Here is a 14,808-nt window from a genome sequence, read left to right on the forward strand (position 1 = left end):
ATGAACCTTCCGCTCCGCCATCTCTCGATTCGCGTGCCGTGGCATGACGCAGCCTGGAACGGCACCGTCTGTAACGACCCAGTGAACAACGGCTCCTGCCTGCGGCTCGGCAATATTCACGAGCGCCGCAATGATGAGGTTGAGGTCAAGGTCTCAGGCCGCAGAATCGACGAGCTCAATCAATTCGAGGTGCCGCCGTGTGTCGCCGAACGGGCGACGTTCATGGCTGATTTTCCAATCACGAGAACGTTCCAACACCCGTACAGCAAGAGTTCGTCGGTGCACAAGCACTATCGACCAACGCCCATCGAACTCCCCGCATTCACAGCGGGAGCCGTCCCATTCAAGTGGATGCTGCGCAACGAGGCCGTTGAGATCGCTGATTCCCTCGACCTCGTCTTCCACGATGATGCCGAGATGGCTGTCCGGGACCTCATGCAGTTCGGCTCGTCGTGGGTGCAGGACGTCAACAACCAAACTCGGATGCTCGATGCGTTCTTCTCTGCGATCGAACCCCAGCGCTCCTTGGCGTTCTTCTACGCCAAGGAGGTACCTCATACCGAGCAGGCTGGACGGGTTCTCGTCGGCGTCGGTTGGGTCACTAAGTATGGACCGGCAATCGAGTACGACTACGACCTCGGCGAGGGGCACCCAACGCGGTCGATGATCTGGGAGCGCGTCGTTCATCATTCGATCCGTCCCGATGTAGTTGACGGCGGGTTCCTGCTTCCGTATCACGAGGCGATGGAACGGGCGGCCGCAGACCCCTCCTACGATCCTGAAGATGTGGTCGTATTCGCTCCAAACGAAGCATTCGAGCAGTTCTCCTACGGCTCGGAGCACGTCTCCCACGATCATGCGATCGCATCGCTACTCGCCATCATCGAAGGGCTGCAGCGGGCGCAAGATTCGCTTGGCAACAGCTATGCAGCCGAGATCCGTTGGTCGCAGGAACGGCTAGGTGAGCTCTGGAAGCTCCGCGGAGCATTTCCGGGGCTCGGCTCGGCATTGTCGGCGTTCGGCGTGAACCACGGGCACTTGCTGGCGTTTCGAGTGGCCGACGGCCTTTCCGAAGAAGACGATCCATGGCCAGCCGTCCAAGCTGCGCTCGACGACCCGTCATCAGTCGGTGAGGAGTGGGTCGGTCGTGTTGGTCCGACGATGGCAAAGAAGCTGGCGGAACTACCCAGTGAACGTCGAGCTTTGCTGCACCTGCTCGCAAGGTTCGATCTTTCGTCTGCCCAGGCCACGCGCTTCTACGTGCCCGAGGAACGTCACCAGGCCGGTATTGATCTCGCTGACGCTGAGCTGGTCGAGAATCCCTACCTGATCTACGAAACTGACCGAGTCAATCGCGATGCGACGCCAGTGACTGTCGTCGATCGCGGCTCGTTCCCAGCACCAGCGGTGACGTCGGCGTTTCCCATGGCAGCGCCGTCGGCAATGACCGAGGGGCAGGATCCCCGACGTGTTCGTGCCCTGCTTGTCTCGGCCCTCGAGGATTCGGCAAATGACGGTCACACGCTGTTGCCACAGGACCAAATCATCAGGACCGTTCGATCGATGCCGGTCGAGCCGCCGTGTCCTGTCGACGGGGATTCCCTGGCCGCTGTCGAAAGCGATCTCTCACCGACTGTTCAGACCGCCAAGATGTTTGACGGCCGCCCGGGCTACCAGCTCGACCGTCTTGCTGCCGCCCGCACGCGAATTGGCACCGAGGTTCGAAAGAGGGCGACAGCAAAAAAGCGCCACCAAGTTCAAGCCGACTGGGGCGCAGTATTGGAGGACGTGCTCCAATCCACGTCGGTGCCTGACGAGGTGGAGACACTTGCCCGTCAGGAGAAGGCAGCGGCTCTGGAGGAGATGGCTGCGGCGCGATTCTCGGTGGTGGTCGGCGCAGCGGGCACGGGCAAAACAACCTTGCTGGCAGCGTTGTGCACGCAGCCATCGATCCAAGGCGCCGGTGTCACGCTGCTTGCTCCAACTGGCAAGGCTCGGGTCCAGCTCGAGCGGGGGCTTGGGGGTCTGACCGGTATTCGGGCCCGGACGATCGCCCAATTCCTGGTGCCGACCGGCCGCTATGACCCCGCTACCGCTCGGTACTGTCGATCAAAGGAACCCCCGGCGGTCACTGGGGGGACAGTCGTCATCGACGAAGCTTCGATGCTGACGGAGGAGCAGCTCGACGCTGTACTGGACAACGTCAGCCAGATCGAGCGGCTGATCCTCGTCGGTGACCCGCGACAGCTCCCCCCGATCGGCGCGGGCCGCCCGTTCGTCGACATCGTCGAGTTCCTGAAGGACGGTGTTATATCGCCCTTCCCGAAGGTTGGCCCGTCGTTCGCCGAACTGACGATTCTCCGGCGGCAGCGTCCTGGGGCAGACCCGGAGGAATACCGTCACGATCTAGCACTGGCGCAATGGTTCGGCGGAGAGGCTCCGAGTGCCCTCGCCGAGGAAGCATGGGGGCAAGTCCTGTCTGGAAGCCCCAGCGAAACACTTCGATTCGAGCAATGGGACTCGTCGACAGACGTCTTCGAACGGCTCCAGGAGCTGCTCGTTGACGAGATCGATGAGATTTCGGACGTCGATGATCAGACCGGTTTTGGCGCTTCGCTCGGTGGAGTCATCAGCGGCGATTACGTGTACTTCAACAACAGCCGTCCGAACAGCGAAGGAGCGGGTGCGAAGTGCGAAAACTGGCAGATCCTCAGTCCGATTCATGCTACGGGGGCAGGCGTGACCGAATTGAATCGGTCGATCCACCGACATTTCCGAGCCGACTTGATCGAGACAGCGCAGGCATTCGTTAAATACGGGCGAAAAGTGCCCAAGCCCATGGGCCCGGAAGGAATCGTCTACGGCGACAAGGTCATGAACAACCGGAACCACCGGCACAAGGACGTGTACCCGGAGGAGTTCGCTGAGGGGAGCCCATTCACGGGGCCGGCCGAGTTCGTCGCCAATGGCGAGATCGGGATGGTCGTCGGGCAGTTCAAGCGTCGCGGTCAGAAGTTCAAGGTCACACGCCTCAAGGTCGAGTTCTCAACACAGCTCGGCGCCGAGTACGGCTATGGGGCCAGGTACCTTCCAAAGGACGGCGGTGATCCGATACTTGAACTGGCCTACGCGATCACAGTTCACAAGTCGCAGGGTTCGGAGTTCGGCACGACCTTCCTGATCGTGCCAAATCCGTGCCGTCTGCTGTCAAGGGAACTCCTCTACACGGCACTGACCAGACAAACCAAACGTGTTGTAGTGCTCCACCAAGGACCGCTGAACGACCTCCTCTCCTACTCCTCGGTTGATCATTCGGTGACTGCGCAGCGGTACACGAACCTGTTCCGCGACCCACAGCCACAGGATGTCGGGGGCGGTCGATTCCTCGAAGCAAACCTGATTCATCGGACCTCCAACGGAACGCTGGTGAGATCGAAGAGCGAAGTGATCGTTGCGAACGCGCTTTCGGCTGATGGCGTCGAGTTCGCCTACGAGAAGCAGTTCCGCGGTCATGACGACACCATCCGGCTTCCCGACTTTACGATCGAGGATGCGGCCACGGGTGAAACCTATATCTGGGAGCACCTGGGTCTGTTGTCGAACCCGGAGTATGCCCAAGCCTGGGAGCGTAAGAGGGCCTGGTATGCATCGAGTGGTGTGAAGGAAGGGGGTGGGGATGTCGCTACCTTGCTCGTCACGACTGATGACGAACGAGGCGGGATCGACTCTTCCGATGTGCAGACCAAAGTGCAAGAGATCGGATGAAGCGGTGGCGCAACTTTGCTCAGCGAACTGGAGCACCTCACTTGGGTGACCAATGCGGGGTGGTCCGTTCTTGGTTGCTCGATGGTTGAGCCTGTGGTGACGTACTTGGTTGATGGCGGCAGTTCGCCAGGTGAGGTCGCCCTGCTAGGAGCCGGGCATTAAAGCCTCGTTACGTGTTCCCCTCACCTCACGCAATTCTTATCAACCATGGCCCGCATAATTACTGGACCGACTATTCAGGCTTCAAATGAGTAGGCCGATCAAACGCACGGGTAATCTCGCCGTCCCCTTCGGGACGGGCTAGTCTGCCGATGATCGATGAGCATGACGGTCCGGCGCTGAGAAGGTCCTGTGTGTATCGGAAAATGAGCTCCGGATCTAGTGAGCTGTAAGGGGGCGCGTCACGGGCACCCATAGGGTCGACGGCGTCTGCCAGGTGGCCTGCTAGCCAGCCCAGCCCCACGCTCGCCAGGTCGGTTTCGAGGGCGAGAGCGTGTGATCGGGCGATCGAGTTCAACTCTTTAGACCCGCAGGAGCTTGAAAGTAGTTTCAATTGCGCCTCTAAGTTGTGTTCGCACCTGTCCGCTGCGAGCTGGGCGTTATCAGTCTTGAATTGGTTCGCCCGAACGCTTTGCATCAGATATCCGAGCGCGATACCGAGTATTAGGCTGACGGTGATGGCGATGACCGCGGTGAACATGGAGATGTAGCCGTCGTGAGGACCTCCAAGCACGTAGCCGATCGCGGCCGCCCAAGCGATGCCGAACCCCGAGGTCGCCACGACTGCTCTGGGGCTAGTCGCCGGCGTAGGTGGGAGCAGTCCAGACAGATGCGACGCAGATTCTTTCGGAGCGTATTCCATTAGTGCTCCTTGGAGGTGGGGAGAGGCTCGAACAGACGGAAATTCCAGTCGCCGCGTCCAACTTTGCCATACTTGGTGATATCAATCGGCGGCGGCGTGTAGGCTGTTAGGTGTTGCGTAAGTCGATGAATAAATATCGCCGTTGGTCGCGTGTTGTCATCAGCATCGTCCTCGTCCTCCTCCGCGAAGACGAGTTGGCTTTCTGCCTCAAAATCGTTCCAATAGCAGAGGGCAATTGATGAAGCATTATCGTCCCCCACCCTACGTCCCGGCATAACGGTGCCACCACCGAGTACGAACAGAGCGTCCGGCCGGTGGTCTCGGTTCGGAATGTGTCTACATGCGTTTACGTATGACTGCGCAATCGAAAGAAACTGTGGCCGCGAGGCGTATCCGACCACGCCCCCGAACGGCATTGCTGGGGTGCCGGTAGCAGTGGGTGGGCGATCCTTGACTAGTGCCTTTACTGACTCGACATTGCGAACGGCCTCCTCGACGGTTTTTTTTGTAAGCGAGGTTTTGACCTCGATCGTTCCTGAGACAGACTCGATCGGAACTATCCCGAGGTCTTCGGAGCGTAGAAGCGACGATACGTTCTTCGAATCCACGACTACGAGATCCTGCTGACGGCTGATCGACGTCGTGCTGATGATCTGGCCGCTGAAGAGGTTGTAACCTGTCGGCAGTATGTCGCGCAGTGCGCTTTTCAGTATCCCCTCCAGATACTCGCCACGAGCGAGGTCGTGGCCGAAGGCGTTCCGAGCCGCTTGGAGCGCACCGGCCAGTTGGCTGGCAAATAGGACGAAGCCAGCAGAGACCCTACGACGGTGTTCTTCCTCCGAGACCGGCTCGCCAGGTTCTGGTGCTGTAGCCAAGGGAACGCCTCCTTTGGGGGTCGCCACCGGGGTGGCGTCGAACTCAAGGGTCAACCCGCACGGCGCCAAATTCGACCGGTGGTTCCGACCGACGGCGTTGGCGACCGATGAACGTTGGGTTTCTGAACTTGTTGATCAGTTAAGACGATTAGAACTCGTATGTCGAGGTAAATCTGGACCGATCGGCAAGACGAGGACCACTCCGGGACGGTAGGGGGAGAGTTGGGCCCAGGGAAGGGCGGGCGCTCAGGCTGACTTGCAATGAGTGGGATAGTGTTCAATGTTCAGGTGCCTCCTGCTTAAGTAGCTGCGCGGGCGGTACGCAGCGATGTCGACCATGCATCACGGAGAACCTGGTCGAGATCGAGGCCGATAATTGGCGCAGCCGACCGTTTGCATGGATAAGGACGGATCCGACGCACGCTGCGCTCTCCAAATCGAACTTTCGTACGGGTGCAGCGGTGAGCTCTTTCCGGCGACGGTCGGTGACATCACTGTCGGATTGCGGAAGCCGGGCGAAGGCTGCCTCAATGTTGTGGTCTTGAGGGCAACGACCCAGCCCTATCGCAGGCCACCCGGGCTGCCCTTGGAGGTTAAACACCTTCTGTAGAGGTCTTTGTAGCAGTGCTCGAACTATCCGAGATATTGGATCGCTCTGCTGGTCTTTCAGCTTCACCGGCCAGCTACAGCGTGGTCTAGTATTGCGCAGTCTCGGCCGGATCGCTCCGGCGCTGGTGGTCGGCGACGGCTTGTTTGGCCGTGCATCAACCAAGGGGGAACATGGCAGCGACGACTGACGAGGTGCTGCGTGCACCGCTGGTGATCGAATATCCGTTTCGGCGGACGACGGGGCCGGTGATTGGGGCGTTCTTCACCGCACTGCGGGAAGGTCGCCTGTTGGGCATCAAGGCCGCCGATGGTTCGGTGATCTGTCCGCCCCAGGAATACGACCCGGTGAGCGCCGAGCCGCTGACCGAGCTGGTGCTGGTGGGCGACACCGGCACGGTCGAATCGTGGACGTGGGTGACCGAACCCCGGGAGGGCCAGCCGTTCGATCAGCCGTTCGCCTGGGCGTTGGTGCGGCTGGACGGCGCCGATACCCCGATGCTGCACGCCTTGGACGTTGCCTCCCCCGACGACGTGTCGGTGGGGCAGCGGGTTCGGGTGGTGTGGGCCGTGGTACGCAGCGGAGCCATCACCGACTTTCACTTCGCCCTGGATTCCGATGAGCCGACGGAGGCTTCGTCATGAGTGGCGACGATCGAACCATCTCCACCCTGCCCGACGGCCTGTGGATCCAGCCGGACATCGACACGACGGCGATCGACGTGCTGGCCGACACCGAGACGGTGGCCAGCATCCGCACGCCGGCGTCGCTGACCTACAGCTACACGCCGGGCACCGCCCGATCGGGCTTTCTGCGAGGCATGGCCGAGAAGCGGCTGATGGGGGAGCGAGACTCCGAGTCGGGCACGGTGTACACACCGCCGACCGGCGTGATCCCCACCAACGGCCTGGCGGCCAGCGAGCAGGTGGAGCTGGCCCATGTGGGCACGGTCACCAGCTACTGCGTGGTGAACGTGCAGTTCTCAGGCGGCGACCACGACCTGCCGTACGTGACCGCCCTGGTGTTGCCCGACGGCTCGGGCGTGCCCCTCTACGGGCTGATCCAGGAGACCCCCTTCGACCAGATCCACAGCGGCATGCGGGTGGAGGCGGTGTGGGTGGACGACGACGACCTGGCCACCAGCTTCGAGAACATCAAGTGGTGGCGACCCAACGGCGAAGAAGACGCCGACCCTGCCAGCTACGCCCAACACGTCTGAGGTGCCTGTGACTACTTCGAACTTTTCAGCAGGCCGCGACGTTGCCATCGTCGGGTTTGCCCAAACCAAGCACGTGCGTGCAGCGGACACGCTGAGCGAGGTGGAGCTGATCCAACCGGTGATCGCCGAGGTGATGGACCAGGTGGACCTCGACCACCACGGCTTCGACTTCTACTGCTCCGGCTCGTCGGACTACCTGGCCGGGCAGGCGTTCAGCTTTGTGATGACGCTGGACGCCATCGGCGCCTGGCCGCCGGTGGCCGAGAGCCACGTGGAGATGGACGGCGCCTGGGCGCTGTACGAGGCGTACCTGAAGATCCGCTCGGGCCACGCCGACACCGCCCTGGTGTACGGCTACGGCAAGTCGAGCCCCGGCGACCTGCCCCGGGTGCTCAGCCGCATGTGCGAGCCCTATTACACCGCCCCGCTGTGGCCCACCTCGGTGGAGCTGGCCGCCCTACAGGCCCGGGCCTGCATCGAGGCCGGGGTGACATCGGAGGCCGAGATGGCCAAGGTGGCCGCCCGAAGCCGCCGCAGCGCCCGGAACAACCCCAACGCCCAGCTGGCATGGGACGGCTCCGCTGAGGACGTGCTGGCCGGCGACTACGTGGCCAACCCGCTGCGCCGCGACGACTGCGCGCCAATCACCGACGGTGGCGCCGCCATCGTGTTGGCATCGCCCGAACGGGCCGCCGAGCTGTGCTCGCGTCCCGCCTGGATCACCGGGCTGGACCACCGCATCGACGCCCACGCTTTGGGCGTGCGCGACCTGACCCGGGCCCCGTCGGCCCGGCTGGCAGCCGAGGGCGCCGGCGTTGGCGACGGCGAGATCGATGTGGCCGAGCTGCACACCTGCTTCACCCACCACGAGGCCATCCTGCGCAACGAGCTGGGCCTGGCCGACGACATCGTCGTCAACCCGTCCGGTGGGCCGCTGGCCGCCAACCCGATGATGGCCGCCGGCATGATCCGAATCGGCGAGGTGGCCAACCGCATCTTCGACGGGTCGGCCAACCGGGGCGTGGCCCACGCCACCGGCGGACACCTGATGCAACACAACCTGGTGGCGGTGCTGTCCGCCGATCAGCCGAGTGCTGGGCAGTCCAGTACGTCCAACCAGCCGGAGGGCGGCCGATGAGTGCCAACCGTGTAGCCGTCGTCGGAACCGGACAGACCAAGTACGCCTCCACCCGGGGCGACGTGTCGCTGGCCGGGCTGTTGCGGGAGGCCGTGTTTCGGGCGCTCGAGGACGCCCACATGACGATGGCCGACATCGACGCCATCGTCGTCGGCAAGGCGCCCGACTTCTTCGAGGGCGTCATGGTGCCCGAGTACGCCCTGGCCGACGCCATCGGCGCAGTGGGCAAGCCGCTGTTGCGGGTGCATACCGCCGGGTCGGTGGGCGGCTCGACCGCCATCGTGGCGGCCAACCACATCGAGTCGGGTGTGGCCCGCCGGGTGCTCACCGTGGCCTGGGAGATGCAGAGCTGCTCGGAGGCGATGTGGGCGCTGTCGTTCCAGATCCCGTTCCAGCAGCAGCTGGTGGCGGGTGCCGGCGGCTACTTCGCCCCCTACATCCGCAACTACATCGCCCGGTCGGGTGCGCCCGACGATATTGGCATCCAGGTGGCGGTGAAGGACCGGCTGAACGCGCTGCGCAACCCGTATGCGCACCTGCACGAGCCGGAGATCACATACGACTCGGTGCGCGAGTCGCTGATGTTGTGGGATCCGATCCGCTATTCGGAGACGTGTCCGTCGTCCGATGGTGCGTTTGCGATGGTGCTCGGTGATGAAGCGACCGCTGATGCGGCGGCGGCTGAGGGGCGTCAGCCGGCGTGGATTCAGGGGATGGCCTTGCGTTCGGAGCCGGCAATGGCGGCCGGGCGTGATCAGGTGAACCCGCAGGCCGGGCGTGATTGTGTGGCCGACGTGTACGCCCAGGCTGGGATCACGAACCCGATCGAGGAGATTGACGCGGTTGAGTGTTACGTGCCGTTTAGTTGGTATGAGCCGATGTGGATGGAGAACTTGGGGTTTGCCGAGGTGGGGGAGGGTTGGAAGCTGACCGAGTCGGGTGCGACCGGTCCGGACGGGAAGTTGCCGGTGAACTGTTCGGGTGGGGTGTTGTCGTCGAACCCGATTGGTGCGTCGGGGATGATCCGTTTTGGTGAGGCGGCGATGCAGGTGCGGGGCATGGCCGGTGATCATCAGGTTGATGGTGTGCGCCGGGCGCTGGGTCACGCCTACGGCGGTGCGACACAGTTCTTTGCGATGTGGGTGGTCGGCACCGACAAACCCTGACGGCGCAGCGGCACCGTGCCAAGCAACCCAGCCCAATAACACCCGAACTCGGGACGATCCTGCCGGTCAGGACCGGCGCGATCGTCCTGAATTCAGCAGTGGTTCCGCAACGAGTGCCAGATCGACCGTCTCAGTGAGCGCAACCAGGTCAACCCCCGGCCGCCTGCCAGCCCATGGAGGTCATCAACTGGCTGGCAGCCATCTACTCGGCCGAATTTTGGCGCCTCCGCCGAGCGGTCAGGAGCATGGTTACACCGAGCACTAAAGCCATCCCAGCGAGCGCCGAGATGAATCGGATCTGTGCCCCTGTGGCAGCGAGACCCCCGGTTTGATTCGGCTGAGTCTTTGAGCCAACTGTTGCGGCCGGCGTTGACGACGTCCCAAGTGGCGATGGAGCAGCGACCTCATTCTTGGCTGGGCCGGGGCGCGTCGCTGGAGCGACTGGTTTAGGTGCGGCCGTCGGCGCAGGCGTGGGAACCGGGTCTGTAGTCGATGCTGACGAAGCAGGATCATCGCCAGAAGAGGGTGCGTTCGGGTCTGTCACAACTGGCGGGGTTGTTGTTGTCGGCGCACCGGACGTACCGGTCTGATCCTCGGGTACCTCAACCTGTACGGTCTGCCGCGCCAGCGAAGTGCCGAGGTCGTCGTCCACCGCCATGAGCACGATCTCGTAGGTGCCCGAAGCCTCGTAGCTATGCGTGGCTTGTGGACCTTCAGCGACAGCGCCATCGGCAAAGAAGAACTCGTAGCCGACCACCTCAGACTCATCGGTCGACCCGCTTCCATCAACCATGACGGTTCCAGGCTCCCCCTGTGTCACTTCAAACGCGGCGACCGGCGGCTCGTTCGGATCCTTCAGTTCCACTGTGGAGAACGTGAACGGCTCTCCTTCGGGCGGTACGTCAAGGCCGTAGAACTCAACCGTCCATTCGCCGGGCTCGGGCCACAGCACCGACACCGTCTCGTAGGACGCACCTCGGTCAGAAGTCACGTCCGAGTCTTCGTTTCCTCGGAGGATCTGCCTACCCGACGGCCCGGTCAGCCGCATCTCGATATCACTGCCGATCCAACTATTGGTGAAAGTGATTTGGCGGAGCCTTTCCGTCACGTCGAAGGCTTCAGAAATGAGCTGACGAGGCATGATGGTGGCGGTAGGGGTGCACCCTTGAGCCGTGCCACCGCCAATAACCGCTCGGACCTGCTGGAATTCGCAGGTCAGGTTCAAAGCCGAGTCCAACGAGCGGTATGAGCCGCCTGTCGAAGCGGCTATCTCCTGGAGCACCGTTTCATCGACCGCCGTTCCCAAACCGAAGGTGTAAACCTTCCATCCCTTGGACGCGAAGCAGGCAGCTTCGTCGTTGTAGGAGCCGTCACCGTCGGTAAAGAAGAGGGCAGCCCGCTTGGAGCCACGCGCCGCATCCAGAGTGGTGCAGCCCTCGGAGAGACCCGCACCAAGGTCGGTGCCCCCGTCGGAATCGATCGTCGCGATTGCGTCATACAAGGCTTGGCGGTTCGATCCCACTTGTACGGGAGGACTAGCAACGCGACTGGAGCCATCGAAGTCGATCACGGCGACCTCGTCGGTCGGGTCGGAGGCAGCGAGAAACGCCCGTGCGGCGTCGCGTCTGCGATCTTCGGGGTCGTTCCAGCCCATCGATCCTGACGAGTCGACGATCAGAGCGGTAGACACGTCCGGAGTGCCCCCGCCACCCGGACTTTCCGACGAGAACTGCTCCCGGGCAACCATCGAGCCGACGTGTCGTCCAACCCAACTCCGCTTATAGCTCTCCTTGTGAACCCCGACACCGCCTATGAGTGCCAGGTCGGCCAGGTCGCCTGCCGACAAGCCGTCGTCACGGTCGCTTTGGCAAACAAGGTCGGCATACATGCAGTAGTTGTAAGTGGCGTTCTTTATGTAGTCAGGGGGAGAAGACCTGCCGGCGATGCCGCCACGCCCTGGTTCTGGAAATCCGAGCACCCGACCACCGCCACCTGGGTCGAAGGTTGGGTCCGCAAGTAGCACAAGGGCGGCAATTGCCTCCTTGTCGGAACCGCGTACGAACCCGGCCCCCCCTTGATCGCCCAAGCACCCTGGGAGTAGCCGGCCAGTACGATGCGCGTAGTGGGGCATTTCGTGTGAATGGCGGCTACCCAAACCCGAGTTTCCGTCCTTGCCTGGTCGACTGAATCGAGGATGTTGGGATCCCCCCCCAACCAATATTCCATTGGCACGGCTGGGTAGCGGACCGGCAGAAACGAGGTTGTGAGGCCCTTTGGGGTCAGCGCCTTCGCCAACCCTTCGTAGACGCCGTAGACCTCTGCCCCTAGTCCGAAGTGATCGTCAAGGCTTTGACCGCTTCCGCGCGCCCCGAGAACGATTGCGTTCGTACACGGCCGATCTAGAGCCCACTCGCCCGCGCCGGGATCTGCTTCGGCCGCAGACGCCGGAGCGGTCTGCCCGGTGAGGCCGATTACGAGGCCTGTCAGAAGGACCCCTGCCATAGCAGCGGCAAATCCTGGCTGGATGCGTCGTAGTGACATGAGGATCCCCGTTCAATTGTGTGGCTGCGAAGAGTATTCAGTTGTACGCTGGCCGTCAATCGGGCCTCCGCCCGAGCACTGGCGCTTTGCAGGACGCACGGACGACCTGGCTGAACGCGTTGCATAAGCCGTATGGGCACCTGCACGAAGGTCGGAAGTCACCTATGACTCGGTGCGTGAGTCGTTGATGTTGTGGGACCGATCCGCTATTCGGAGACGTGTCCGTCGTCGGATGGTGCGTTTGCGATGGTGCTCGGTGACGAGGCGACCGCTGATGCGGCGGTGGCTGAGGGGCGGCGCGGATTCAGGGGATGGCGTTGCGTTCGGAGCCGGCGATGGCTGCGGGGCGTGATCAGGTGAACCCGCAGGCCGGGCGTGATTGTGTGGCCGATGTGTATGCCCAGGCGGGGATCACGAACCCGATCGAGGAGATCGACGCGGTCGAGTGTTACGTGCCGTTTAGTTGGTATGAGCCGATGTGGATGGAGAACTTGGGGTTTGCCGAGGTGGGGGAGGGTTGGAAGCTGACCGAGTCGGGTGCGACCGGTCCGGACGGGAAGTTGCCGGTGAACTGTTCGGGTGGGGTGTTGTCGTCGAACCCGATTGGTGCGTCGGGGATGATCCGTTTTGGTGAGGCGGCGATGCAGGTGCGGGGCATGGCCGGGGATCATCAGGTTGATGGTGTGCGCCGTGCGCTGGGTCACGCTTACGGCGGTGCCACACAGTTCTTTGCGATGTGGGTGGTCGGCACCGACAAGCCCTGACGTCGCCGCGGCGCCGTCACGTCAGCAGCTCGTGTTGCGCCCGTAGCGCTCCAATCGAACTGATGCGCGGCGTTGTCAGAGGCCTACCCGAGTACCTCAACCGCCTGAAGCGCATGCCACCGGTCACCGGGATTGGCAGAGGCCCAGCCCGCTTCCTCGGCATCCATGTTGCCGAGAAAGCCGAACCGTCGGCGTATAGAGCGAACCCACCCGACCACGTCGACCGGTTTGGTGAGGTAGCCGATCTGCTCAGCGGTGAACGACGATTCCTCGCGCGCATCGAGCACATCTGCCGCAGCGACGGGCTTGTCGCCGAGCCCATCATCGACAATGTCGAAAAAGCACTTCAGTACCCAGATCCGGCGCACGAGGGGCTCATCGAATGTTCGCCCAGCGCACCAGGCGAGGTCGTAGAGATCGCGGGCAAGACTGGTTCGGCGATACCTGGCCAGCTTCTCGGCGATCTGCTCCTCGAGTGTCATTACGGGGTACTCGGTAGGTCGAAGTCGTAACGCTTGTGAATCGGGAGCGGAACGAGTGGCGCTGTGACCGGCGGCAACCACAGCCCGCGAGTCGACAGGTCGATCTTCGCGCCAATGCCCGGGCGACCAAACGGGGTGGTCAACCACGAGATCGGCTCGTCGATTGCCGCCTCGGTTCTGGAGAGCAAACCCAAACCCGTCGATCTCGGCACCGTCGAGCGTGTCGAGTACCAGCGCTGCCGTTGCCTCGTCCTCGACGGCGAAGTCCAGATCGGTCGAGAAGCGGCCAGCATTCCCGGCCCGACACTTTCTCAGCGCGGTCCCACCTTTCAGCACCACATCGAGATCGAACACGCCTTGCTCGTGGAGCAAGGCGAGAGCGTGGTCTTGTGCAATGTCGAGCAGTGCAGGATCGCGCCCGCCGGATCGACCTTGGAAGTGCTGGGAGAGGTAGCCCTCGGTGATCCTCATGCCGTTGGCGGCTTGGCCGCTGCCTTGGTCGACCACCAAGTCGGAAAGATGTGGTCGATGACCTCGAAACGCGACGAGAACTTGGATTTCATGTCCCGGGGACCGAGGTGGAACGGTCCGCCACCAGGGGGTGCCCCCGAGAACAGCGCCTCGCCCATCTCGTCCTGCTCACCAATAGACAGCAGGTAGCTCATTCGAGCCCAGGCGCTCCGAGGCTGTCCGGCCAGCTCGTTTTGAAGCGCCTCGACGGACGTCAGCTTCGCCGCTACTGCGATCCATTCGCTCACGTTCGGCCAATCGCGGTAACGCTCAGGTCGTGCACCCATGAAGGCCAGCAGCGTCGACACCGACCAGACCGGAAGCCCTTCGTGGTCGTCATACGTCTCCGTACCTGACCACCGCACGACCCGGAAATGGTCGAGCGACTTCGGGATGTTCACCTCCGGGGGCGCGCCGATGACGTGCGGATCCGGAGAACGGGTTGATAGCCCATGCAGCCAGGCGGCCGACTCCGCCGCGACTGCTCCGTCGAATGGTCGCGTTGCGAGTCGCGCTCGAAGCTCGATAAAGGGGTCGCCACCGCCAAATGCTCCGGCTCTTGCGCCGGGCGCGAACTCCCATACTCCCGGTGACCGCAGTGGAAGCAGCCAGCCTCGCTCCCGAAGCATCCGAGCACCGTGGGCCGCAGTGGTCGAAGATTTGGTCTGGTCGATCAACTCATCGAGAAGGCTCAGCGTGACCAGCGTGGGCTGTTCCAGCTCGAGCGCCTCGAGCAACGGAGCAACCGAACGTGGCACGCTTCTCTCGATCGAGGGCACATCGTTACTCTAGTCACTACAAGCACACCTTCGACTCATATAGCTCGTAAGTGGTGCTCTACTGACTAGTCGGCCTGGTGATCGCTTTCGACCCAGGCGA

The 14,808-nt window shown here is 62.7% G+C and carries 11 protein-coding genes and 1 pseudogene; 6 read left to right on the forward strand and 6 right to left on the reverse strand.

What is annotated here, in order from left to right; translation table 11 throughout:
- Positions 1 to 3,765, forward strand: coding sequence for an ATP-dependent DNA helicase (locus PKD89_RS07435; RefSeq protein ID WP_289011444.1), 3,765 nt, complete (start codon positions 1 to 3; stop codon positions 3,763 to 3,765).
- Between the two features lie 232 nt (positions 3,766 to 3,997).
- On the opposite strand, the gene PKD89_RS07440 is transcribed toward PKD89_RS07435, so the two are convergent.
- Positions 3,998 to 4,627 (reverse strand): hypothetical protein, encoded by a 630-nt coding sequence (locus tag PKD89_RS07440; protein ID WP_289011445.1) that lies wholly within the window; start codon positions 4,625 to 4,627, stop codon positions 3,998 to 4,000.
- A complete protein-coding gene (locus tag PKD89_RS07445) occupies positions 4,627 to 5,556 on the reverse strand; it encodes a DUF6602 domain-containing protein (protein WP_289011446.1) in 930 nt (309 codons plus the stop codon). The genes PKD89_RS07440 and PKD89_RS07445 overlap by 1 nt, the downstream gene beginning before the upstream one ends.
- A gap of 726 nt (positions 5,557 to 6,282) precedes the next feature.
- On the opposite strand from PKD89_RS07445, the gene PKD89_RS07450 reads away from it, so the two are divergent.
- The 4 genes from PKD89_RS07450 to PKD89_RS07465 are packed head-to-tail and all read left to right on the forward strand — an operon-like array spanning position 6,283 to position 9,632.
- Positions 6,283 to 6,753 (forward strand): Zn-ribbon domain-containing OB-fold protein, encoded by a 471-nt coding sequence (locus PKD89_RS07450; protein ID WP_289011447.1) that lies wholly within the window; start codon positions 6,283 to 6,285, stop codon positions 6,751 to 6,753.
- Positions 6,750 to 7,328 carry a Zn-ribbon domain-containing OB-fold protein gene (locus tag PKD89_RS07455; protein WP_289011449.1) on the forward strand — a complete coding sequence of 193 codons (579 nt, stop codon included), beginning with the start codon at positions 6,750 to 6,752 and terminating at the stop codon, positions 7,326 to 7,328. The genes PKD89_RS07450 and PKD89_RS07455 overlap by 4 nt, the downstream gene beginning before the upstream one ends.
- Before the next feature lie 7 nt (positions 7,329 to 7,335).
- On the forward strand, positions 7,336 to 8,466 hold the full coding sequence (locus PKD89_RS07460) for a thiolase domain-containing protein (RefSeq protein WP_289011451.1): 1,131 nt from the start codon (positions 7,336 to 7,338) through the stop codon (positions 8,464 to 8,466).
- Positions 8,463 to 9,632 (forward strand): thiolase domain-containing protein, encoded by a 1,170-nt coding sequence (locus tag PKD89_RS07465; protein WP_287391447.1) that lies wholly within the window; start codon positions 8,463 to 8,465, stop codon positions 9,630 to 9,632. The genes PKD89_RS07460 and PKD89_RS07465 overlap by 4 nt, the downstream gene beginning before the upstream one ends.
- Positions 9,633 to 9,834: 202 nt before the next feature.
- Here the strand turns inward: PKD89_RS07465 and PKD89_RS07470 are convergent, their stop codons facing one another.
- Positions 9,835 to 11,520: a VWA domain-containing protein gene (locus PKD89_RS07470; RefSeq protein ID WP_289011453.1), complete on the reverse strand. Its 1,686-nt coding sequence runs from the start codon at positions 11,518 to 11,520 to the stop codon at positions 9,835 to 9,837.
- Positions 11,521 to 11,543: 23 nt separating this feature from the next.
- A complete protein-coding gene (locus tag PKD89_RS19940) occupies positions 11,544 to 12,173 on the reverse strand; it encodes a cutinase family protein (protein WP_425591236.1) in 630 nt (209 codons plus the stop codon).
- A 53-nt stretch (positions 12,174 to 12,226) separates the two neighbouring features.
- Between PKD89_RS19940 and PKD89_RS07475 the strand changes: the two are divergent.
- Positions 12,227 to 12,937 (forward strand): annotated as a pseudogene (locus PKD89_RS07475) (thiolase C-terminal domain-containing protein); the annotation flags it as partial.
- Positions 12,938 to 13,020: 83 nt separating this feature from the next.
- Here PKD89_RS07475 and PKD89_RS07480 read toward each other — a convergent pair.
- The gene (locus PKD89_RS07480; protein WP_289011457.1) at positions 13,021 to 13,890 is read right to left on the reverse strand and encodes a nucleotidyl transferase AbiEii/AbiGii toxin family protein; all 870 of its coding nucleotides are present in this window, start codon (positions 13,888 to 13,890) and stop codon (positions 13,021 to 13,023) included.
- Positions 13,887 to 14,687 (reverse strand): type IV toxin-antitoxin system AbiEi family antitoxin, encoded by an 801-nt coding sequence (locus PKD89_RS07485; RefSeq protein WP_289011459.1) that lies wholly within the window; start codon positions 14,685 to 14,687, stop codon positions 13,887 to 13,889. Before PKD89_RS07485 ends, PKD89_RS07480 begins: the two co-directional genes overlap by 4 nt.
- Positions 14,688 to 14,808: the final 121 nt, after the last annotated feature.

It is taken from the genome of Candidatus Neomicrothrix sp. (assembly GCF_035329545.1).
In the GTDB taxonomy this organism is placed as follows: Bacteria; Actinomycetota; Acidimicrobiia; order Acidimicrobiales; family Microtrichaceae; genus Microthrix; species Microthrix subdominans.

Coding starts and splice junctions, on each gene's coding strand:
- PKD89_RS07435 (WP_289011444.1), top strand. CDS start 1: ATGAACCTTCCGCTCCGCCATCTCTCGATTCGCGTGCCGTGGCATGAC.
- PKD89_RS07465 (WP_287391447.1), top strand. CDS start 8,463: ATGAGTGCCAACCGTGTAGCCGTCGTCGGAACCGGACAGACCAAGTAC.
- PKD89_RS07480 (WP_289011457.1), bottom strand. CDS start 13,890: ATGAGGATCACCGAGGGCTACCTCTCCCAGCACTTCCAAGGTCGATCC.
- PKD89_RS07455 (WP_289011449.1), top strand. CDS start 6,750: ATGAGTGGCGACGATCGAACCATCTCCACCCTGCCCGACGGCCTGTGG.
- PKD89_RS07470 (WP_289011453.1), bottom strand. CDS start 11,520: ATGTATGCCGACCTTGTTTGCCAAAGCGACCGTGACGACGGCTTGTCG.
- PKD89_RS07440 (WP_289011445.1), bottom strand. CDS start 4,627: ATGGAATACGCTCCGAAAGAATCTGCGTCGCATCTGTCTGGACTGCTC.
- PKD89_RS19940 (WP_425591236.1), bottom strand. CDS start 12,173: ATGTCACTACGACGCATCCAGCCAGGATTTGCCGCTGCTATGGCAGGG.
- PKD89_RS07450 (WP_289011447.1), top strand. CDS start 6,283: ATGGCAGCGACGACTGACGAGGTGCTGCGTGCACCGCTGGTGATCGAA.